The organism is Pseudomonas sp. NPDC098740 (assembly GCF_044760065.1).
Lineage (GTDB): Bacteria > Pseudomonadota > Gammaproteobacteria > Pseudomonadales > Pseudomonadaceae > Aquipseudomonas > Aquipseudomonas rossensis.
The window spans coordinates 135,734-155,897 of the sequence record NZ_JBIWAM010000012.1; the positions used below are offsets into that span (position 1 = coordinate 135,734).

Annotated in this window: 17 protein-coding genes; 7 read left to right on the forward strand and 10 right to left on the reverse strand. The window is 59.7% G+C overall.

Translation table 11 applies throughout. The annotated features are described in order from the left end of the window. Positions 1 to 102: 102 nt before the first annotated feature. Genes emhC through emhA form a run of 3 tightly spaced genes read right to left on the reverse strand, consistent with a single transcriptional unit; the run spans position 103 to position 5,885 of the window. Positions 103 to 1,563 (reverse strand): efflux RND transporter outer membrane subunit EmhC, encoded by a 1,461-nt coding sequence (gene emhC, locus ACIQU2_RS16845; protein WP_403142660.1) that lies wholly within the window; start codon positions 1,561 to 1,563, stop codon positions 103 to 105. Next, positions 1,563 to 4,724: an efflux RND transporter permease subunit EmhB gene (gene emhB, locus ACIQU2_RS16850; protein WP_347802839.1), complete on the reverse strand. Its 3,162-nt coding sequence runs from the start codon at positions 4,722 to 4,724 to the stop codon at positions 1,563 to 1,565. The genes emhC and emhB overlap by 1 nt, the downstream gene beginning before the upstream one ends. A gap of 3 nt (positions 4,725 to 4,727) precedes the next feature. After that, entirely contained in the window at positions 4,728 to 5,885 is a 1,158-nt protein-coding gene (emhA, locus tag ACIQU2_RS16855) for an efflux RND transporter periplasmic adaptor subunit EmhA (protein WP_347802840.1), read from the reverse strand. A 265-nt stretch (positions 5,886 to 6,150) separates the two neighbouring features. Between emhA and emhR the strand changes: the two genes are divergently transcribed. Continuing rightward, positions 6,151 to 6,786, forward strand: coding sequence for an efflux system transcriptional repressor EmhR (emhR, locus tag ACIQU2_RS16860; RefSeq protein WP_403142662.1), 636 nt, complete (start codon positions 6,151 to 6,153; stop codon positions 6,784 to 6,786). A 269-nt stretch (positions 6,787 to 7,055) separates the two neighbouring features. On the opposite strand, the gene ACIQU2_RS16865 is transcribed toward emhR, so the two are convergent. The 4 genes from ACIQU2_RS16865 to ACIQU2_RS16880 form a co-directional block, all read right to left on the reverse strand. Then, positions 7,056 to 7,730 carry a hypothetical protein gene (locus ACIQU2_RS16865; RefSeq protein WP_403142664.1) on the reverse strand — a complete coding sequence of 225 codons (675 nt, stop codon included), beginning with the start codon at positions 7,728 to 7,730 and terminating at the stop codon, positions 7,056 to 7,058. A 256-nt stretch (positions 7,731 to 7,986) separates the two neighbouring features. Beyond that, on the reverse strand, positions 7,987 to 9,036 hold the full coding sequence (locus ACIQU2_RS16870) for an alkene reductase (protein WP_403142666.1): 1,050 nt from the start codon (positions 9,034 to 9,036) through the stop codon (positions 7,987 to 7,989). A 21-nt stretch (positions 9,037 to 9,057) separates the two neighbouring features. Beyond that, positions 9,058 to 10,224, reverse strand: a complete 1,167-nt coding sequence (locus tag ACIQU2_RS16875; RefSeq protein WP_403142668.1) for an MFS transporter — start codon at positions 10,222 to 10,224, stop codon at positions 9,058 to 9,060. Between the two features lie 3 nt (positions 10,225 to 10,227). After that, complete coding sequence (locus ACIQU2_RS16880) at positions 10,228 to 10,548, reverse strand: helix-turn-helix transcriptional regulator (protein WP_347802846.1); 321 nt, start codon at positions 10,546 to 10,548, stop codon at positions 10,228 to 10,230. A 170-nt stretch (positions 10,549 to 10,718) separates the two neighbouring features. On the opposite strand from ACIQU2_RS16880, the gene ACIQU2_RS16885 reads away from it, so the two are divergent. Beyond that, the gene (locus ACIQU2_RS16885; RefSeq protein WP_403142670.1) at positions 10,719 to 11,297 is read left to right on the forward strand and encodes an ACP phosphodiesterase; all 579 of its coding nucleotides are present in this window, start codon (positions 10,719 to 10,721) and stop codon (positions 11,295 to 11,297) included. A 108-nt stretch (positions 11,298 to 11,405) separates the two neighbouring features. On the opposite strand, the gene ACIQU2_RS16890 is transcribed toward ACIQU2_RS16885, so the two are convergent. Together ACIQU2_RS16890 and olsB are read right to left on the reverse strand one after the other, a co-directional pair. Then, the gene (locus tag ACIQU2_RS16890) at positions 11,406 to 12,197 is read right to left on the reverse strand and encodes a lysophospholipid acyltransferase family protein (RefSeq protein WP_403142672.1); all 792 of its coding nucleotides are present in this window, start codon (positions 12,195 to 12,197) and stop codon (positions 11,406 to 11,408) included. Further along, positions 12,197 to 12,952, reverse strand: a complete 756-nt coding sequence (gene olsB, locus ACIQU2_RS16895) for an L-ornithine N(alpha)-acyltransferase (protein ID WP_008152922.1) — start codon at positions 12,950 to 12,952, stop codon at positions 12,197 to 12,199. The genes ACIQU2_RS16890 and olsB overlap by 1 nt, the downstream gene beginning before the upstream one ends. A gap of 154 nt (positions 12,953 to 13,106) precedes the next feature. Between olsB and ACIQU2_RS16900 the strand changes: the two genes are divergently transcribed. The 5 genes from ACIQU2_RS16900 (at position 13,107) to ACIQU2_RS16920 (ending at position 17,585) form a co-directional block, all read left to right on the forward strand. Next, positions 13,107 to 13,994 (forward strand): acyl-CoA dehydrogenase, encoded by an 888-nt coding sequence (locus ACIQU2_RS16900; protein WP_403142675.1) that lies wholly within the window; start codon positions 13,107 to 13,109, stop codon positions 13,992 to 13,994. Positions 13,995 to 14,176: 182 nt separating this feature from the next. Next, positions 14,177 to 15,271: a serine hydrolase domain-containing protein gene (locus ACIQU2_RS16905; protein ID WP_403142676.1), complete on the forward strand. Its 1,095-nt coding sequence runs from the start codon at positions 14,177 to 14,179 to the stop codon at positions 15,269 to 15,271. Further along, positions 15,268 to 15,597, forward strand: coding sequence for an amidase (locus ACIQU2_RS16910; protein ID WP_403142677.1), 330 nt, complete (start codon positions 15,268 to 15,270; stop codon positions 15,595 to 15,597). Before ACIQU2_RS16905 ends, ACIQU2_RS16910 begins: the two co-directional genes overlap by 4 nt. A 238-nt stretch (positions 15,598 to 15,835) precedes the next feature. After that, positions 15,836 to 16,426 carry a YceI family protein gene (locus ACIQU2_RS16915; protein ID WP_403142679.1) on the forward strand — a complete coding sequence of 197 codons (591 nt, stop codon included), beginning with the start codon at positions 15,836 to 15,838 and terminating at the stop codon, positions 16,424 to 16,426. A gap of 1 nt (position 16,427) precedes the next feature. Further along, positions 16,428 to 17,585, forward strand: a complete 1,158-nt coding sequence (locus tag ACIQU2_RS16920; protein ID WP_403142682.1) for a phosphatidylserine/phosphatidylglycerophosphate/cardiolipin synthase family protein — start codon at positions 16,428 to 16,430, stop codon at positions 17,583 to 17,585. A gap of 97 nt (positions 17,586 to 17,682) precedes the next feature. Here the strand turns inward: ACIQU2_RS16920 and bglX are convergent, their stop codons facing one another. After that, positions 17,683 to 19,974 carry a beta-glucosidase BglX gene (gene bglX / locus ACIQU2_RS16925; protein WP_403142684.1) on the reverse strand — a complete coding sequence of 764 codons (2,292 nt, stop codon included), beginning with the start codon at positions 19,972 to 19,974 and terminating at the stop codon, positions 17,683 to 17,685. Between the last annotated feature and the right edge of the window lie 190 nt (positions 19,975 to 20,164).

Sequence of the window (20,164 nt, forward strand, 5' to 3'; positions counted from 1 at the left end):
GGGAGCGAGCTTGCTCGCGAAGGCGCCAGACCAGACAACCCCCCTTTTCCTGCAGACAACAAAAAGCCCACCGATCGGTGGGCTTCTTGTTTTACAGCGCTATCAGAACAACTTCAGCTTCGGCGCTTCTTCTTTCAACGGCTCGTTCTTCGCGGTCTGCTCGTTCCAGCCACCGCCCAGTGCCTTGTACAGATTGACGGCACTGACCAGTTGCGCCAGACGGTCGGTGATCAGTACCTGTTCAGCACTGAACAGCTGGCGCTGGGCATCGAGGAAGGTCAGGTTGCTGTCGACACCAATGCGATAGCGACGCTCGGCCAGACGGTAGTAGTCCTGGTTCGCGGTGACGAAATCACGCTGGGCCTGCAACTGATCGGTGTAGGTCTGGCGGGCAGCCAGGCCGTCGGCGACTTCCTGGAAGGCCGTTTGAATGGACTTCTCGTAGTTCGCCACGCCGATGTCTTTCTGGATTTTTGAATAATCCAGGCTGGCGCGCAGGCTGCCGGCGTTGAAGATCGGCAGGTTGATCTGCGGCTGGAACAGCCAGGTGCCCGAACCGCCCTTGAACAGACCGGACAGGTCCGGGCTCAGGCTGCCGGCATTGGCCGTCAGGCTGATGCTTGGGAAGAACGCCGCCCGTGCCGCGCCGATGTTGGCGTTGGCGGCTTTCAGGTTGTATTCGGCCTGGAGGATGTCCGGGCGTCGTTGCAGCAAGTCCGATGGCAGGCCGGCCGGCACTTTGCTCAGCAGGTCGTCAGCCAATGGCTTGGCCGCTTGCAGATTGGCCGGGACGCCAGTGCCGAGCAGCAACACCAGGCTGTTTTCATCCTGGGCGACTTGACGGGTGTACTTGGCCATTTGCGCGCGGGCGTTTTCCACCGAGGTACGCGACTGGGCCAGGTCCAGCGCCGAGGCGACACCCACTTCGTTGCTGCGGGCGGTGAGCTTGTAGCTCTCGTCGAATGCACCAAGGGTGTCCTGCGTCAGTTTCAGCAGCTCCTTGTCGGCTTGCCAGGTCAGGTAGGCATTGGCCACGCTGGCCACCAGGCTTATCTGGGTGGTGCGGCGTGCTTCTTCGGTGGCGAAGTACTTCTGCAGGGCTTCTTCGCTCAGGCTGCGAACCCGACCGAACAGGTCGAGTTCATAGGCGCTGATGCCGACCGTGGCCGAGTAGGAACTGGTGATACCCGCTTCGCCGGTTTGCGAGGCACGTGCCGGGACCCGCTGACGGCTGCCGGTGCCGTTGGCCGACACCGCCGGGAACAGATCGGCACGCTGGATGCGGTATTGAGCCGCGAACGCGTCGATGTTCAGCGCCGCGACACGCAGGTCACGGTTGTTTTCCAGGGCGACCTGGATCAGCTGTTGCAGCGCAGGGTCATGGAAAAACTGCTTCCAGCCCTGTTCGGCGGCAGCCTGGGCAGGCGCCTGGGCCGGCGAATACGCCGGACCTTGCGGGTACTGGCCCGCCACCGGTGCTTCAGGCTGCTGATAATCGGGAATCAGCGAGCAGCCGCCGAGCACGAAGGCGGCGACAGCCAGGGAGAGTAGCGACTTGCTCATTAGCCAGCCTCTTTAGAAGGTTCAATAGCGTCGTCCTGGTCAGCGGTTTTGCGCTGCCCCATGGCCGATACGGTGACGAAAAACAGTGGGACCCAGAAGATCGCCAGGATCGTGGCCGTGAGCATACCGCCAATCACCCCGGTACCGATCGCATGTTGGCTACCCGAACCTGCACCCGTGGAAATTGCCAGTGGTACCACACCGAGGACGAAAGCGAGCGACGTCATGATGATCGGTCGCAAACGCATCCGGCAGGCTTCGACCGCGGCATCGCGCAGGCTACGCCCTTGTTCATGCAGTTCCTTGGCAAATTCGACAATCAAAATGGCGTTTTTCGCCGCCAGACCAATGGTCGTCAACAGGCCCACCTGGAAATACACGTCGTTGGACAGGCCGCGCAGGCTGGTCGCCATCAGCGCACCGATGATCCCCAGCGGTACCACCAACATCACCGCGATCGGGATCGACCAGCTTTCGTACAGCGCCGCCAGACACAGGAACACCATCAGCAGCGACAGGGCGTACAACGCTGGCGCTTGCGAACCGGACAACCGTTCCTCGTATGACAGACCGGTCCAGGAAATACCCACACCGGCCGGCAGTTTCTTGGCCAGGGCTTCGACTTCGGCCATGGCTTCACCGGTGGAATAACCGGGCGCCGGGGCACCGAGTATTTCCATCGCTTCTACGCCGTTGTAACGCGACAGCTTCGGTGCACCGTAGATCCACTCACCCTTGGCGAACGCCGAGAACGGAACCATGGTGCCGGCGCTGTTGCGCACATACCATTTCTTGACGTCTTCAGGACTCATGCGCGCACCCGGCTGGCCTTGCACGTAAACCTTCTTCACCCGACCGCGGTCGATGAAGTCGTTGACGTAGCTACTGCCCAAGGCAATCGACAGGGTGTTGTTGATGTCGGTGAGGGTGATGCCCAGGGCACTGGCCTTCTCGTCATCTATTTCCAGCTGGTATTGCGGTTCGTCGTTCAGGCCGTTGGGACGCACTTGCGACAGAATCTTGCTTTGCGCCGCCATGCCGAGGAACTGGTTACGCGCTTCCATCAGCTTGTCGTGACCGATACCGGCGCGGTCTTGCAGGAACACGTCGAAACCGGTGGCGTTACCCAGTTCCAGTACCGCCGGCGGTGCGAAAGCAAACACCATGGCGTCACGGAAGGTGAAGAAGTGCTGTTGGGCACGGGCTGCGAGTTTGAACACGCTGTTTTCGGCGTTACGTTCGTCCCACGGTTTGAGCATGATGAACGCCATACCCGAGCTTTGGCCACGGCCGGCGAAGTTGAAGCCGGTCACGGTAAACACCGAGGCCACCGCATCGCCTTCACCGCCGTCCTTGCTCGGACGCAGCAGGAATTCACGCATTTCATCCACGACCACTTGCGTGCGCTGGGCACTGGAACCGGCCGGGGTTTGCACCTGGGCAAACAATACGCCCTGGTCTTCTTCCGGCAGGAACGCCGTTGGGATGCGGGTGAACAGCCAGATCATGCCGACCAGGATGATGAGGTACGCCAGCAGGTACGGGGCCTTGTTCGCGAGCATGTTGCCCACGCCACGCTCGTAGCTTTTGACGCCACGGTCGAAATTGCGGTTGAACCAGCCGAAGAAGCCGCGTTTCGGCACGCCGTGCTCGCCTTTCGGAATCGCCTTGAGCATGGTTGCGCAGAGCGCCGGGGTGAAGATCAGCGCGACCAGTACCGACAGGGCCATGGCCGAGACGATGGTGATCGAGAACTGCTTGTAGATCACACCGGTGGAACCGCTGAAGAACGCCATCGGCAGCAATACGGCCGACAGCACCAGGGCGATACCGACCAGTGCACCCTGGATCTGCCCCATGGATTTCTTGGTGGCCTCCTTGGGTGACAGGCCTTCTTCGCTCATGACCCGTTCGACGTTTTCCACCACGACGATGGCGTCGTCCACCAGCAAGCCGATGGCCAGCACCATGCCGAACATGGTCAGGGTGTTGATGCTGAAGCCGAACGCCGCGAGGATCCCGAAGGTACCCAGCAATACGACTGGCACGGTCATCGTGGTGATGACGGTGGCGCGGAAGTTTTGCAGGAACAGGAACATCACCAGGAACACCAGCACGATCGCTTCGACCAGGGTTTCAACCACACCCTTGATCGACTCGGTCACCACCGGCGTGGTGTCGTACGGGAACACCACTTCCATCCCTTGCGGGAAGAACGGCTTGAGGGTTTCGATGGTTTTGCGCAGGGCTTTTGCAGTGTCGAGGGCGTTGGCACCGTTGGCCAGTTTCACCGCCAGACCGGAGGCCGGGCTGCCGTTGAACTGGGCGCTGATCGAGTAGTTTTCACCGCCCAGACCGACATCCGCCACGTCGCCGACACGCACTTGCGAACCGTCCTTGTTGACCTTGAGCAGGATCGCCTTGAACTGCTCGGCGGTCTGCAGGCGGGTCTTGCCGATGATCGTCGCGTTCAGTTGCTGACCGGCCACGGCAGGCAAGCCACCGAGTTGACCGGACGACACCTGGACGTTCTGCGCGGCGATGGCGGTTTTCACGTCCACCGGGGTCAGGTTGAAGTTATTCAACTTGGCCGGGTCGAGCCAGATCCGCATTGCGTACTGCGCACCGAAGACCTGGAAGTCACCGACACCGGCGGTCCGCGAGATCGGATCCTGCATGTTCGACACGATGTAGTTGGACAGGTCGTCCTTGGTCATGCTGCCGTCGCGCGACACCACGCCGATCACCATCAGGAAGTTTTTCACTGCCTTGGTGACGCGGATACCCTGTTGCTGCACTTCTTGCGGCAGCAGCGGGGTGGCCAGGTTCAGCTTGTTCTGGACCTGAACCTGCGCGGTATCGGAGTTGGTGCCCTGCTCGAAGGTCGCGGTAATGGTCATGCTGCCGTCGGAGTTACTTTCCGATGAGACATAACGCAGGTTATCGATACCGTTGAGCTGTTGCTCGATCACCTGCACCACAGTGTCCTGCACGGTTTGTGCGGACGCGCCCGGGTAGGTCACCTGGATCGCAATGGCCGGAGGCGCAATGCTCGGGTATTGGTTGATCGGGAGTTTGAGGATCGATAGTGCCCCGACCAGCATGATGACCAGGGCAATTACCCAGGCAAAAATCGGACGGTCGATAAAAAATTTCGACATGATTTACTCCCCTTTGCCGCTGGAAGCCTTGTTAGCTGCCTGTGCGGGGGCCGGGTTCTTTGCGCCAACGTTAGTCGCTTCACTGGCTTTTACTTCAATGCCAGGTTTGACGTATTGCAGCCCTTCGGTGATCAGTCGATCGCCGGCCTTCAGACCGTCTTCGATCAGCCACTGGCTGCCGATAGTGCGGCTGGCCTTGAGCTGACGCAGTTCGACCTTGTTGTCCGGACCGACGACCAGCGCGGTCGGGGTGCCTTTGAGATCACGGGTCACGCCTTGTTGCGGAGCTAGGATCGCCGCGCTGTTCACACCGGCCTGCAATTGGGCGTGTACAAACATGCCTGGCAGCAGGGTGTGGTCAGGGTTCGGGAATACCGCACGCAAGGTCACGGAACCGGTGGTCTGGTCTACCGAGACTTCCGAGAACTCGAGCTTGCCTTCCTGTTTGTACTGGCTGCCGTCTTCGAGGGTCAGCTTGACCTTGGCCGCGTTGTCGCCAGATTTTTGCAGACGACCGCTTTCCAGTTCGCGGCGCAGTTCCAGCAGCTCTACCGAAGACTGGGTGACGTCGACGTAGATGGGGTCGAGTTGCTGAATCACCGCCATCGCGTCGACCTGGCCGCTTGTGACCAGCGCGCCTTCGGTCACGGTCGAGCGGCCGATGCGGCCGGAGAGTGGCGCGTAAACCTTGGTGTAACGCACATTGATCTGGGCGCTTTGCAGGGAGGCTTCCGATTGCAACCGGTTGGCCAGGGCCGTGTCGTATTCCTGACGGCTCACAGCCTGTTCGCTGACCAACTGCTTGTAGCGGTCGGAGATCGATTTGGTCTGTTGCAGGTTGGCTTCGGCGCTTTTCAGGGTGGCTTCATAAACCGCCGGATCGATCTGATACAGCTGCTGGCCGGCCTTGACGTCGCCGCCTTCCTTGAACAGGCGCTTGAGAATGATGCCGTTAACCTGAGGGCGAACTTCGGCGATGCGGTACGCGCTGGTACGGCCCGGAAGCTCGGAGGTCAGGGTGAAAGCTTGAGGTTGCAGAGTAACGACGCCGACCTGAGGGGGTGGTGCGGCAGGTGCCGCCTCTTCCTTTTTGCATCCGCTGAGCAGCGATGCCAAGGCGAGGGCGGTGACCAGAGCGGTAACAGCTGGCTTGAATTGCATGAAAATCCTCGGGTCAGGCGCGCAAATTGCGCACTCGAAATGTGGAAAGGTAAAAAATGTGCGCTGAGTGGATAAGTAGCTTGCTAAGGAATATACTTACGTTCATGGTTGTTTGTAAATACCTTGGCCGCGTATCCACACCGTTACAAAAGCCGTTCAAGGGTTCGAATTGTAGGCCGGGGACGACGCCCAAGAACGCGCGCCCCACTTTTATTCAGCTGATGTTCAGGCATCGCTGAAGCATCCTGATTGAGGTTGTACTGCCATGGTCCGTCGTACCAAAGAGGAAGCTCAAGAAACCCGCAGCCAGATACTGGAAGCGGCAGAAAAAGCCTTTTACGAAAGGGGCGTGGCGCGCACGACACTGGCGGATATCGCTACCTTGGCCGGGGTCCGCGGGGCCATCTACTGGCATTTCAGCAACAAGGCGGATTTGGTGCAGGCCATGCTTGATACCTTGCAAGAGCCGCTGGATGAAATGGCCAAGGCCAGTGAAAGCGAAGATGAACTCGACCCCCTCGGCTGCATGCGCAAGCTGCTGATTCATTTGTTTCATCAAGTTGCCCTGGACCCGAAAACCCGACGCATCAATGAGATTCTGTTTCATAAGTGCGAATTCACCGATGAAATGTGCGACCTGCGCCAGCAGCGTCGAGAGGTCAGCCTTGATTGCAATGAGCGGATCGCCCTGGCCCTGAGTAATGCGGTGAATCGGGGGCAGTTACCGGAGAACCTCGACACTGCGCGCGCAGCCATCAGCCTGCATGCGTACATCGACGGCATCCTGTATCAGTGGCTGTTGGCGCCCGACAGCTTTGAACTGCACATCGACGCCGAGCGTTGGGCCGATACAGGGTTGGACATGCTGCGCTTGAGTCCAAGCCTTCGACAAAATGCGTAATTGAGTCCGGTTGTGTCAACACTTTAGGCGAGCGAAGGTTCATGCCTTCGCTCGCCTTCTCGCCATAGGCTGCTGTTATATATGGATGCTGGTCGGGTTGATAGGTAGTGAGCTACGTATTTTGTAGGTGATTTGTTGCGAGTCTGTGAACGAGTGTGAGCGATCCCGTTTTAGAGGGCGCCGTGCGGCCAACCAACGGCATCCTGTTTTTTGAAGGTTGTTCAGGTTCTACTCGATGTACGAGGTAGGCAGCGTTACTGGATGGGCGACTACTCTTCTCCGATATGGATATCCAGGCAGTAGCTGTATGGCGTTTCGGGTGCGTTCGCTCTCAATCGTGATGTGCATACCAGTTTCTTGCGGCCTATGGAGCGTGCCTGATGGTTCCAGGTCGGCGTCAATGTGGTCGCAATAATACCGAACGAAACCTTCACTACCATGCTTGTATCAAAACGACATTTCATGTCGCCTGCGCCATAAGTGAAAAACTTCTTGATAAACGTTTGGTCCCGGCCAGTAACAGCTGAAAGTTTGTTGGAGTTAAAGTACTTTTTTGCATCCATCGTGGCGATTGAGTAAGGCGGAATGTCACATTCGGACATATCCTCGACTTCGAAGTCTGTATCAATCAGCTGGATCGTTTCATCAGTATTGTTATGGACGAAGGTCAATAGTTTTATTTCGTTTTTGCCTTGGTTGAATTTCCCCCATAGCGTATTTTTGTGCGCTTCATATTCGGCTTGAAGTTTTTCTTCTTCTTCAATGCGTTGTGATTCTTTTTTAATCGCTGTCTGGGCTTCTGATATTTGCTGGAGTAACGACGGGTCCTTCGTTGCGTTGACCAGTCCGGTAGCTAAGTGCCCAAGCAGGGACCAGCTGAAGCTGTTTGTTAAACCTGGAATATAGGGCTTGGGATTGGTGTTGTCGATTTCTTCATTGCTCATGTTTTTACTCTATTGAAAGTGGGTTGATAATAAGAGTTTATATGGTTTTGTCATGTTAGAAAGATACGGTGTGCTAGCGGTGTGAATAATGATTTGCTGTGGATGATCCAACAAGCTTTCAATGTTTAATATTGTTTTCTGAATATTTTTAAGTCGAGCGACATGTGAGTTGTTATCGAGTTTTCTTTGATAGTCGCGAGCAACAAAAAAGCCCCGGCTCTTTCGAGTCGGGGCTTTTTCATTTCAATGTTGAAGCTTACATCGCCGGGTAGTCTATATAACCGACCGGCCCCTTGCCATAGAACAGTTCCGGACGCGCTTCGTTCAGCGGCGCATCGGCCTTCAAACGTGCCGGCAGGTCCGGGTTGGCAATAAACGGCACGCCGAAGGCCACCGCATCGGCCTTGCCGCTGGCGAGCCAGGCGTTGGCGCTGTCTTTGGTGAAGCGTTCGTTGACGATGTACGGGCCGCCGAACGCTTCTTTCAATTGTGGACCCAGGCTGTCGCCATCTTCTTTCTCGCGGGAGCAGATGAAGGCGATGCCACGTTTGCCCAGTTCGCGAGCGACGTAAGTGAAGGTCTCGGACAGGTTGTCGTCGCCCATGTCATGGAGATCGGCACGGGGTGACAGGTGCACACCCACGCGGCCCGCGCCCCAGACTTCGATCGCGGCATCGGTCACTTCCAACAACAGGCGCGCACGATTTTCCACGGAACCGCCGTAGTTGTCGGTGCGCTGGTTGGTGCTGGTTTGCAGGAACTGGTCGAGCAGGTAACCGTTGGCGCCATGGATTTCCACACCGTCGAAACCGGCCGCCTTGGCGTTCTCGGCACCGACGCGGTAGGCGTCGACGATGTCGGCGATTTCAGCGATTTCCAGGGCGCGTGGGGTTGGGAAGTCGGCCAGTGGTCGAACCAGGCTGACATGGCCTTTTGGCTGAATGGCGCTTGGTGCGACCGGCGCTTCACCGTCCAGGTACGACCCGTGGGAAATACGGCCGACGTGCCACAGTTGCAGGAAAATCTTGCCGCCCGCGCCGTGGATCGCTTTGGTCACATTGGCCCAGCCACGCACTTGATCGTTGGACCAGATACCTGGGGTGTCCGGGTAGCCGACGCCCATCGGCGTGACCGAAGTGGCCTCGCTGAGGATCAGACCGGCCGAGGCGCGTTGCACGTAGTACTCGGCCATCAGCGCGTTTGGCACGCGGCCTTCGTCGGCGCGGCAGCGGGTCAGCGGCGCCATGATGATGCGGTTGGCCAACTCGAGGTCGCCCAGTTTGATCGGATCGAAAATAGTCGTCATGAAATAGCTCTCTTGTAGAGATCAGTTGGTAGCAGGGGCCAGTTCGGGATTGCCGCTCTGACGGAAGGTAATCAGGGTCACCAGCAGGGCGAGTACCGCCAGTGCTGCTGCCGCGAGAGGAACGCTGGTCAAGCCGAAACCGTGGGCGATGACGCTGCCACCGACCCAGGCACCCAGTGCGTTGCCGATATTGAAAGCGCCGATGTTCAGGGTCGACACCAGGTTCGGTGCGGCTTTGCCGTAGGTCACCACGTTCACTTGCAGGGCGGGCACGGCGGCAAAGCACGCGGTGGCCCAGAGGAACAGGGTGATTTCGGTCGGAATCAGCGCAACGCTGGTCCAGGTCAGCACGGTCGAGATCACGGCCATCGAGATAAAGACGCCGATCAACGTTGCGGCCATGCCTTTGTCAGCCAGCTTGCCGCCGATGATGTTGCCGACCGTCAGGCCCAGGCCGATGAGCATCAGGGTCCAGGTCACGCCTTTGGGCGAGACGCCAGTGACATCGCCGAGCAGCGGGGCGACGTAGGTGAACAGAGTGAATACGGAAGCCGCGAACAACGCGGTCATGCTCAACGACAGCCAGATCCCGGCGCCTTTGAGGGCGCGCAGTTCGGCGCGCATGTCGAGTTTATCTTCATCGCGCTTGGCCGGCAGGAAACGGATCAGGCCGATCAATGCGATCACACCAATCACGGTCACCGCCCAGAAGGTCGAACGCCAGCCGGCTTCCTGACCGAGCGCGGTGCCCAGCGGAACGCCGAGCACGTTGGCCAGGGTCAGGCCGGTGAACATCAATGCCACGGCCGAAGCGCGCTTGTTCGCTGGCACCAGACCCGCTGCCACCACTGAGCCAATGCCGAAGAACGCACCGTGGCAGAGGGCGGTCACCACACGGGCAAACATCAGCACGTTGTAGTCGGTAGCCATTGCACAGAGCAGGTTGCCTACGATGAAGATGCCCATCAACGCTACCAGCGCGGCCTTGCGCGGCAATCGAGAGGTCGCCAGCGCCATGAACGGTGCACCGATGGCCACGCCCAGGGCGTAACCGGTCACCAGCCAGCCGGCGCCGGGAATCGACACACCGAGGTCGGCCGCCACATCGGGCAGCAAGCCCATGATGACGAACTCGGTGGTGCCGATGGCGAAGGCACTCAAGGCCAGAATGAGTAGCGAGAGGGGCATTGTTCAGTTCCTTGTCGGAGCGCTGAGCTCCTTGACGATGGCGTCGAGGAACGCCTGAATCACGTCCTCGTTGCGTTTGAAAAAGTGCCATTGACCGGCTTTCTGGCTGCTGATCAGTCCCGCACGTTGCAAGTTCGCCAAATGGGCGGACACGGTCGACTGCGACAGGCCGCAGCGTTGATCGATCTGTCCGGCGCAAATGCCGTACTCGTGGTTGTGGATCTGTTCCGGGAACTGGACTTTGGGGTCTTTCAGCCAGATGAGGATGTCTCGGCGTACTGGGTGTGCCAGGGCTTTTATTATTTCGTCGAGGTCGATGGTCATGGTTTGGGCTCGTGATGAGTAAAACGCTATATCGCGATGAGGCGAACTTTAAATCGGTACTTCGCGATATACCAATATGATTTTGGTCTGACGACCGAGTAATTCGGTATATCGAGTTATAACGATATGTTGGGTGTAACGATACAAAGGCGCAGTGCTAAGCTGCGCGCATGAACTATCTCGCACATCTGCACCTCGGTGGCCAGCGCCCCGGTCAATTGCTCGGCAGTCTGTATGGCGATTTCGTCAAAGGGCGGCTGCAAGGGCAGTTCGATCCGGAGATCGAAGCGGCCATCCAGCTGCATCGCAGCATCGATGTCTTTACCGACCGCCATCCGTTGGTGGATATCTCGTTGTCGCGTTTTTCCCTGACCCGCAGGCGTTACGCCGGGATCGTGCTCGACGTGTTTTTCGACCATTGCCTGGCCCGGGACTGGACGCTGTACGCCGATCAGCCACTGGAACAATTCACTTCGGGGGTGTATCGGGTGTTGTCCGCCGAGGCGCAATTGCCGGAACGGCTGGCGCAGATCGCGCCGCACATGGTCGCCAATGACTGGTTGGGTTCTTACCGGGAGTTTGCGGTGTTGGAGCAGGTGCTGCGGGGGATTTCACGGCGGCTGACGCGACCGGAGGAGCTGGCCGCAGCGATGCAGGAATTGCGGGTGTTGTATGAACCGTTGAGCGATGACTTTCGGTTGTTCTATCCGCAGCTTCAGGACTTCGCGCAGAACCATTCAACGACATAAAACCAATGTGGGAGCGAGCTTGCTCGCGATGGCGGCTTCACATTCAACAAAGATGTTGAATGACACACCGCAATCGCGAGCAAGCTCGCTCCCACAGGGGATGTGTGTTTAAGCCGCGATTGCGGGGCGCAGCGGTTCCGGTTGTGCCTGCGGGATCGCCCCAAACAACGCCTTCTGCACCGCTTGCTGCGCCTCGAACGCCAGTGCCGCACGCTCGCGACCTTCACACGCGATCGGCTTGAGCAGATGAATCTCCACCTCACCCCGATCATGGGCAAACAAGCGCATCAAGTGCGAGAGCAAATCATCATCGCCAATGAACGGCGCCAGCGAATCGAGCTCCCCGTCGCGCAGATAACGAATCGCCACCGGCTGCAACTTCACTTCTGAGTCGATCGCCGCAGACAGCAACCGACCGTGGAAAGTACGCAACGAACGGCCATCGGTGGTGGTGCCTTCCGGGAACATCAGCAGCGGATGTTCCTGCTCCAGATGACGGGTCATCTGTTTGCGAATCAACTGACTGTCACCCGACCCTCGGCGAATGAACAAGCTGCCGGCCTTGGCCGCCAACCAGCCCGCCACCGGCCAGGTGCGCACTTCGGCCTTGGACAGGAACGACAGCGGCGTGAGCATGCCCAGCAGCGGAATGTCGGTCCAGGACACATGGTTGCTGACCCAGAGCATCGGCGCCTTCGGCAATTCACCGTGCAGGGTCACGCGAAAGGGCAGGGCATTGCTCAGGCGTGCCATGAAAAATCGCGACCAGCGCTGGCGACGGACCATCGAATGAGCAATCCCCAAACGCTCGAATAGCCCAAACACACTGGCCATGCTCAAACCCAGCGCCACCACCACCAACACTCGCGCAATCCGCGCGTACACCCGTAGCCGGCTCATCACACGGCCGCCTTGAAGTGCTTGGCATAACGCGGGCAGAGTTCGTCGCGCTTGAGCAGGATGAATACGTCGGCGACCTGGAAATCTTCGTCCCAGCACGGCTCGCCGCAGATCTTCGCGCCAAGACGCATGTAGGCCTTGAGCAGCGGTGGCATTTCGGCGATGACGTTGGACGGGATGTCGAGGCTCGGCAGCGGTTTTTTCGGTTCGGCCCGCAGGTGTTCCGTACACAGATAACGTTCGCGCAGGCGCTGCATGATCGCGTGGGCCTGGATGCCGCCGTCCTGCATTGGAATGCTCGCGCATCCCATCAAGTAGCTGTAGCCGCCCTGGTTCAGCACTTCGGCCAGTTCGCCCCAGAGTACGGCGATGGTGCCGCCATTGCGGTACGCCGGGTCGACGCAAGTGCGGCCGATTTCCAGGATCGGGCCTTTCAGATGGACCAGGCCATGCAGGCTGAATTCTTCTTCGCTGTAGAACTTGCCCAGGCTGCTGGCGGCCGTGTGGTCGAGCAAACGGGTGGTCGCCACCAGGCGCCCGGTGTTCAAGTCACGCACGCCGATGTGGGCGCAGTGAACATCATAGTCATCCATGTCCAGACCCAGCTCCGCGCCTTTCAGCTTGGCGTTGAATTCGCCGCTGAACACGTTGAAGCGCAGGGCCTGGGCTTCCTGCAAGGCCTCGGCGCCCACCAGGCGTTCGGCTTGCAGGCGGCGTTCATTGCCGGTGTCGCTGATGCGGGCGATCTGAGTCATTGCGAATCTCCATACGGGCCGGTCACCCGTCTTGGGTTGCAGCCGATCGACTTTCTTTATGCAGCCGTGTTGTGCAAAGTCAGGCTATGTAGCCCCGGTGTCATCGCCATGAAGCTTTGGTGATGCTTATATGACAGCCCACGAGGAGCCTCTTATGCCCTGGCAAAACCTGCTGAGCCGCCGCGATCGTTTGCCCGCCAACCCGGACCTGGGCGAGGGTTTCGCGACCTTGTTGCACCAGTTGGGCAACGTCACGCCGTTTGAACTGGCGGTGGCCGGCGGGGGTTTGATGTCGACGCCGGGGCTGGCGTTTCTGGTGGGCTATCAGGCGGCGTTGCGCATGCTCTGGCCGAGCGCGCCGCTGAGCCTCGGCGCCTTGTGCGCGACCGAACAGCGCAGCCTGCGGGTGGCGGACATGCAGACCCGCCTGCACGATTTGCGTCTGAGCGGGCGCAAGGATTTTGTCACCGCAGGCGATGCCGCCGATTGGCTGCTGATCGCTGCTCGCAGTGAAGCCCCCGATGAAAAACCGCGCCTGAGTCTGGCGGTGGTCTATCCCGATGAGCCGGGCGTGCGTCTGGAGAAGCTACCGGCGATCCCGTTGATGCCAGACATCAGCCATGGCCGGCTGTTTCTCGATAACGCTCAGTGCGAACTGTTGGCGGGGGATGGCTGGGATGCTTACGTCAAACCGTTTCGCACCCTTGAAGACATTTACGTTCTGAGCGCCATGACCGCCTGGCTGTACGGCATCGGTCAGGACAGCGACTGGCCGCAAGCCCTGCAACTGCGTTTGCTGGCGCTGCTGGCCGGGTGTGCGGAAGTCAGCCGGCAGGCGCCGAATAATCCGTCCGGGCATGTGTTGCTCGGTGGCTTGTTTGCGCAGTTCGATGGGCTCAAGGCTGAGGTGGCTCAGGCACTGGCCGATGGCCCGCAGCATTGGGTCGCGATGTGGCAGCGCGATCAGGGTGTGATGGATTTGGCGGCGGGTGCGCGGGGGAAGCGTTTGGCCAAGGCACTCGCGGGATCTTCATTGAATTGACTGGCCTCATCGCGGGCAAGCCCGCTCCCACAGGGGGCGGTGGTGTGACACAGATGGTGAGCAACACACAATCCCTGTGGGAGCGGGCTTGCCCGCGATGGCGGTCTGATGGGCAACACAAATTTTCGAACTGTCATCAACCGCGACTAGGCTCAGCAGGTCCATCCCTCCGAGCCCCCACCATGTTCAAAGGCTTGTCCCTGATTTTCCTGCTCCTGCTCAGCCTCACGGCCCACGCCGAATACTGGCCTGCCGAGCAATGGTCGACCGGCCCGACAGTCACCGGGCCGGCGCTTCAAGCGCTGGAAACTTACGCCTTCCCACCCCGTGATGAGGCCACCCGAAAAGGCCTCCGCACCGACGCCTTGCTGGTGATCCGCGACGGCCAGTTGATCTACGAACGCTACGCCACCCCGACCACCGCCGACACCCCGCACCTGACCTGGTCCATCAGCAAAAGCCTGATGGCCGCGGTTCTCGGCGTGGCCTATGGCGAAGGTCTGTTCAAGCTTCAGGACCCGGTGCAGAAATTTTATCCACCACTGGAAAAACACCCGACGATGACCATGGCCGACCTCCTGCATTGGGCCTCGGGTCTGGACTGGCAGGAAGACTATGAATACGCGCCGTTGAAATCCTCGGTGGTCGCGATGCTCTACACCCGCGGCCACCCGGACATGGCCGCGTTCACCGCCGATCACGGTGAATACGCCAAACCCGGTCAGGCATTCCGTTACTCCAGCGGTGACAGCAATCTGTTGTCCGCCGCGCTGAAAACCATCGTCGGCCCGACCCGCTATCCGGACTATCCATGGACTGCTCTGTTCGAACCCTTGGGGATTCGCCACGCCGTTTGGGAGGCCGACGCCACGGGGACATTCGTCGCTTCATCCTATGCCTACCTCACCGCCAGGGATCTGGCCCGCGTCGGTCTGTTGATGGCTCGCGATGGTCGTTGGGGCGAGCGGCAATTGCTGCCCAAGGACTGGGTTATTTTCAACCGCGAACCGTTCGCCCGCTATCAAGCCCATCAGGACGATGCTGTACCCGGCGGCCATTGGTGGCTTAACCGCGCGGTGGAAGGCGCGGCAAAACCCTGGCCCGATGCACCCGACGATACCTTCGCCGCGCTGGGTCATTGGGGTCAGGCGATGTACGTGATTCCCAGCGAAAACCTGGTGATCGTGCGCTACGGCGATGACCGCGACGGCCGCTACCAGCACAACGATTTGCTCAAACTCGCACTCAAGGCATTTGCCGCGAAGGGGCAGCCATGAAGCGTCGCAATTTTGTTCGTCGCCGACCGTTCAGCACGCTGTTGTCGGTCCTGCTGATCGCCTTGCTCGGCTGGATCTGGAAGGAACGGGTGGCGCTGTGGGCATTCCCGGACATCATCAGCAGCTATACCGCCAAGGAATATTGTTCGTGCCGTTACGTGATGAACAACCCGGCCGAGTACTGCCACAGCTATGTGACACAGTGGCTGCCGACCAGTGGCTTTACCGATGACCCCGCCAGCAAGCGCGTCACTGTCAGCGGCATGGGTCGCAGCAACAGCGCCGTGTGGGTCGGAGAACGGCAAGGCTGCCGCCTATCACCCTGAACACCACTGTTCTTGTAGCAGCTGGCGAAGCCTGCGTTCGGTTCGGGCCGCGTTCGGACGAAGCAGTCGTGAAATCAGGCGCTGCGGTTTTACAGGGAGACCGAGGTGGCTGGATTGGCGACTGCTTCGTCCGAACGCGGCCCGAACCGAACGCAGCCTTCGGCAGCTGCTACACAAGTTTGCAATTGGCTCACGGGCGGTTAAGGTTCGTGCAGGTTTATCTGCCCCACGAGTCTCTATGTTCAACCGCTTCCTCTGCAAAACCCTCGCTTTCCTGCTGCTGGCCGGTGCCACCCTGTCGGCGCATGCCGATTGGTATCTGGATGGCGAGTCCTCGCGGCTGTCATTCATCAGCACCAAAAACGCCAACATTTCCGAAGTGCAACGCTTTCTGGTGCTGCACGGCAAGGTCGATCCCAAAGGCCTGGCCGAGGTGGAAGTCGAGATGGACTCGGTCAACAGTGGCATCCCGCTGCGCGATGAACGCATGCGCAAGGACCTGTTTGAAATCCAGACTTTCCCCGAAGCACTGATCACCGCGCAGATTGATCTACGCCCGATCAACGATCTGGCGCCCGGCGCGCAACTTGAATTGCGTTTGCCGCTGACGGTCAACCTCCATGGCAAACAACATGAATACAATGCCGAACTGCTGGCGACTCGTCTCGATGACCGACGCTTCCAGGTGGTGACCCTCGAACCGCTGATCATCAATGCCGCGGATTTCGACCTGGCCCCCGGCCTGGAAAGTTTGCGCAAGGTCGCCGGTTTGTCGGCCATCAGTCTGTCGGTGCCGGTGGGTGCGGTACTGATTTTCACGGCGCGCTGACATGGCCGGCGCGATATTCCCCTGGCGTGAAGGCAACCGTTTTGAACTGCTGATTGACGGTCCGCAGTTTTTTCCACGGATGTTGGTCGCGATTGCCCGCGCCGAAGAGCAGGTCGAGCTGGAGTTGTACCTGGTGGAGGCGGGTGCCTGTGCCGAAGCGATGGTTCAGGCGTTGGTCCAGGCTGCCGAACGTGGGGTGCGCGTGCGCTGCCTGTTCGATGATTACGGCAGCCTCGCGTTCACCCTGACCTTGCGCCAGCGATTGATGGCGGCGGGCGTGGAGCTGCGTTTTTACAATCGCCTGAGCTGGCGGCGTTGGGTGGGCAACTTCTACCGCGATCACCGCAAGCTGTTGCTGGTCGATCAGAGCATGGCCGTGGTGGGCGGCACCGGGGTGACCGATGAATTCTGGACGCCGGGCGAAGACACCAGCGAATGGCACGAAGTGATGGTGGAAATCAGCGGTCCCTTGGTCACCGACTGGCAGTTGCTGTTCGACCGCCAATGGATCGCCAACCGGCATCGGCGCGCCTGGAAACCGGCTTCGCATTTCGGCTTGCCGCGTCTGCCACGCGTGCCGTCCATGGGCGAGGGCATGGGCCGGGTCGCCTATGCCGACGCCCGCCAGCACCGGGACATCCTGCAGTCGTTGACTCGCGCGTTGAACAGCGGCCAGCAGCGGATCTGGCTGGCGACGCCGTATTTCCTGCCGACCTGGAAAGTCCGCCGCTCACTGCGTCGGGCAGCGGGCCGCGGTGTTGACGTGCGTCTGCTGCTGACCGGGCCACGCACCGATCACCCGTCGGTGCGCTACGCCGGGCATCGCTACTACCCGCGATTGCTCAAGACCGGGGTGAAGATCTTCGAATACCAGCCGTGTTTCCTGCATTTGAAAATGGTCTTGATCGACGACTGGGTGAGCATCGGCTCGTGCAATTTCGATCACTGGAATTTGCGCTTCAACCTGGAAGCCAACCTTGAGGCGCTGGACCCGGAGCTGACGCGTGCGGTGGCGGCAAGTTTCGAGAAGGACTTTGCGCAGAGCCAGGAAGTCAGCCTGGAAGCATGGCAACGCCGGCCGCTGTGGCGGCGAGTGAAGCAAAGGATTTGGGGATGGGTGGATCGGCTGGTGGTGAATCTGCTGGATCGACGCGGGTAGGGCAAGATCAAAAGATCGCAGCCTGCGGCAGCTCCTACATTGGGATGATGTACATCTTGTAGGAGCTGCCGCAGGCTGCGATCTTTTGCTTTAAGGGTTACAGCAGTTCAAAGCTCTGCTGCGTCACGTCCTGGGAATCCAGGCCGATCTCCACGTTGAACTTGCCCGGTTCTGCCGCGTACTTGAGCTGGGCGTTGAAGAACTTCAAGTCATCCTCGGTGATGGTAAAGCGCACGACTTTCTGTTCGCCGGCCTTGAGCATGACTTTCTGGAAGTTCTTCAGTTCCTTGATCGGGCGGATCATCGAGCCGGTCACGTCCTGGATGTACAACTGCACCACGGTTTCGCCGTCACGCTTGCCGGTGTTTTTCACCATGACGCTGGCGTCGAGCTTGCCGGTTTTGTTCAGCGTGGTCGACGATAGCGCCATGTCGCTCAGGCTGAAATCGGTGTAGCTCAGGCCGAAACCAAACGGGAACAGGGGACCTGTGGTGTCATCGAAATACTGCGAGGTGTAGTTGCCCGGTTTGCCCGGCGTGAACGGCCGGCCAATGCTCAGATGGTTGTAGTAGGTCGGAATCTGGCCTACCGAACGCGGGAAGGTGATCGGCAATTTGCCCGACGGGTTGTAGTCGCCGAACAGTACGTCGGCGATGGCATTGCCGCCTTCGGTGCCGCTGAACCAGGTTTCCAGAATCGCGTCCGCCTGCTCCTTCTCTTCGAGAATCGACAGCGGACGGCCGTTCATCAACACCAGCACCAGCGGTTTGCCGGTGGCCTTTAGGGCCTTGATCAAATCGCGCTGGTTGGCCGGAATGTTCAGGTCGGTGCGGCTCGACGATTCGTGGGACATGCCACGGGACTCGCCCACTGCTGCCACCACCACATCGGCATCCTTGGCGGCTTTCACAGCTTCGTCGATCAGCACTTGGGCCGAGCGCGGATCGTCCACCACTTCCGGCGCGTCGAAGTTGAGGAAGTTCAGGTAATCCAGCACCTTCTTGTCACTGGTGATGTTGGCGCCACGGGCGTAGATCAGCGTCGATTGCGCGCCCAGTGCGTTGGTCATGCCATCAAACAGAGTCACCGATTGCTCGGGTTTACCAGCGGCGGCCCAGCTGCCCATCATGTCGATCGGTGCCTTGGCCAGCGGGCCGACCAGGGCGATTTTCGCGGTTTTCTTCAGCGGCAGGGTTTCGCCCTGGTTCTTCAGCAACACCATGCTGCGGCGCGCGACGTCACGGGCCTCGGTGCGGTGCAGACGGCTTTCGGCGTAAGTGTCGGCCGGATCATCCTCAGCCTTGCCGATGCGCAGGTACGGGTCCTTGAACAGGCCCATGTCGTACTTGGCGGCGAGCACTTCACGCACGGCGTTGTCGATGTCGCTTTGCTGGATCTCACCCGCCTTCAACAGCCCCGGCAGCTCTTTGCCGTAAAGGGTGTCGTTCATGCTCATGTCGATGCCAGCCTTGATCGCCAGCTTCGCGGCTTCGCGACCGTCACGGGCAACGCCGTGTTTGATCAGCTCGAAAATCGCCCCGTGGTCGCTGACGGCCAGGCCTTTGAAGCCCCATTGCTTGCGCAACAGATCGTTCATCAGCCAGGTGTTGGCGGTAGCCGGCACGCCGTTGATCGAGTTCAGCGCGACCATCACCCCGCCAGCACCGGCGTCGATAGCCGCACGGTACGGTGGCAGGTAGTCCTGGAACATCTTGACCGGGCTCATGTCGACGACGTTGTAGTCGCGACCGCCCTCGACCGCGCCGTACAGGGCAAAGTGCTTGACGCTGGCCATGATGCTGTCGGCCGCGTTCGCGCCCGTGCCCTGGAAGGCTTTGACCATCACGCCGGCGATGCGCGACACCAGATACGTGTCTTCGCCGAATCCTTCGGAAGTCCGGCCCCAGCGCGGGTCGCGGGAGATGTCGACCATCGGTGCGAAGGTGATGTCGAGGCTGTCCGCCGCGGCTTCCTTGGCAGCGATGCGCCCGGACAGGCCGATGGCGTCCATGTCCCAGCTTGAGGCCAAGGCTATCGGGATCGGGAAAATGGTGCGGTGGCCGTGGATCACGTCATAGGCGAAGAACATCGGGATCTTCAACCGGCTGCGCATGGCCGCGTCCTGCATTGGACGGTTTTCCGGGCGGGTGATCGAGTTGAACGTGCCACCGATGTTGCCGGCTGCGATTTCCTGGCGGATCGTCTCCCGAGGCATTTCCGGGCCGATGCTGATCAGGCGCAACTGGCCGATCTTTTCATCGAGGGTCATCTGCTTCATCAGATTGCTGATGAAAGCGTCCTTGTTTTCCAGAGGTGCGGGGGTCGTGGCGGCCAATACGTTATGACTGGCCAGGCTGACGAACAGGCCCAGCAAACACAGCTTCTTCATGAATAGTTTTCTCAAAAGCCTAAACGGCAGTGAATACGCGCCGGTCAGCCAAAATTTAGGGAGCGACTATTGTTGTTCAGGTAAATGCAGCACACTTCGGCAGTGTTTTTTGCGCTGGGGCATCTTTTAGCCCATTGGCGCGATGCAATCCAGTGGCGGCGGCAGATTATGCCCGAAGAGCCGGGTTCAA

What these genes read in the sequence shown, in the direction of transcription:
- ACIQU2_RS16900 (WP_403142675.1), top strand. Translation starts at nt 13,107, where the DNA reads ATGCCCTGGCAAAACCTGCTGAGCCGCCGCGATCGTTTGCCCGCCAAC.
- olsB (WP_008152922.1), bottom strand. Translation starts at nt 12,952, where the DNA reads ATGACTCAGATCGCCCGCATCAGCGACACCGGCAATGAACGCCGCCTG.
- ACIQU2_RS16870 (WP_403142666.1), bottom strand. Translation starts at nt 9,036, where the DNA reads ATGACGACTATTTTCGATCCGATCAAACTGGGCGACCTCGAGTTGGCC.
- ACIQU2_RS16910 (WP_403142677.1), top strand. Translation starts at nt 15,268, where the DNA reads ATGAAGCGTCGCAATTTTGTTCGTCGCCGACCGTTCAGCACGCTGTTG.
- ACIQU2_RS16885 (WP_403142670.1), top strand. Translation starts at nt 10,719, where the DNA reads ATGAACTATCTCGCACATCTGCACCTCGGTGGCCAGCGCCCCGGTCAA.
- emhA (WP_347802840.1), bottom strand. Translation starts at nt 5,885, where the DNA reads ATGCAATTCAAGCCAGCTGTTACCGCTCTGGTCACCGCCCTCGCCTTG.
- ACIQU2_RS16875 (WP_403142668.1), bottom strand. Translation starts at nt 10,224, where the DNA reads ATGCCCCTCTCGCTACTCATTCTGGCCTTGAGTGCCTTCGCCATCGGC.
- emhB (WP_347802839.1), bottom strand. Translation starts at nt 4,724, where the DNA reads ATGTCGAAATTTTTTATCGACCGTCCGATTTTTGCCTGGGTAATTGCC.
- ACIQU2_RS16915 (WP_403142679.1), top strand. Translation starts at nt 15,836, where the DNA reads ATGTTCAACCGCTTCCTCTGCAAAACCCTCGCTTTCCTGCTGCTGGCC.
- bglX (WP_403142684.1), bottom strand. Translation starts at nt 19,974, where the DNA reads ATGAAGAAGCTGTGTTTGCTGGGCCTGTTCGTCAGCCTGGCCAGTCAT.
- emhR (WP_403142662.1), top strand. Translation starts at nt 6,151, where the DNA reads ATGGTCCGTCGTACCAAAGAGGAAGCTCAAGAAACCCGCAGCCAGATA.
- ACIQU2_RS16880 (WP_347802846.1), bottom strand. Translation starts at nt 10,548, where the DNA reads ATGACCATCGACCTCGACGAAATAATAAAAGCCCTGGCACACCCAGTA.
- ACIQU2_RS16920 (WP_403142682.1), top strand. Translation starts at nt 16,428, where the DNA reads ATGGCCGGCGCGATATTCCCCTGGCGTGAAGGCAACCGTTTTGAACTG.
- emhC (WP_403142660.1), bottom strand. Translation starts at nt 1,563, where the DNA reads ATGAGCAAGTCGCTACTCTCCCTGGCTGTCGCCGCCTTCGTGCTCGGC.
- ACIQU2_RS16905 (WP_403142676.1), top strand. Translation starts at nt 14,177, where the DNA reads ATGTTCAAAGGCTTGTCCCTGATTTTCCTGCTCCTGCTCAGCCTCACG.
- ACIQU2_RS16865 (WP_403142664.1), bottom strand. Translation starts at nt 7,730, where the DNA reads ATGAGCAATGAAGAAATCGACAACACCAATCCCAAGCCCTATATTCCA.
- ACIQU2_RS16890 (WP_403142672.1), bottom strand. Translation starts at nt 12,197, where the DNA reads ATGAGCCGGCTACGGGTGTACGCGCGGATTGCGCGAGTGTTGGTGGTG.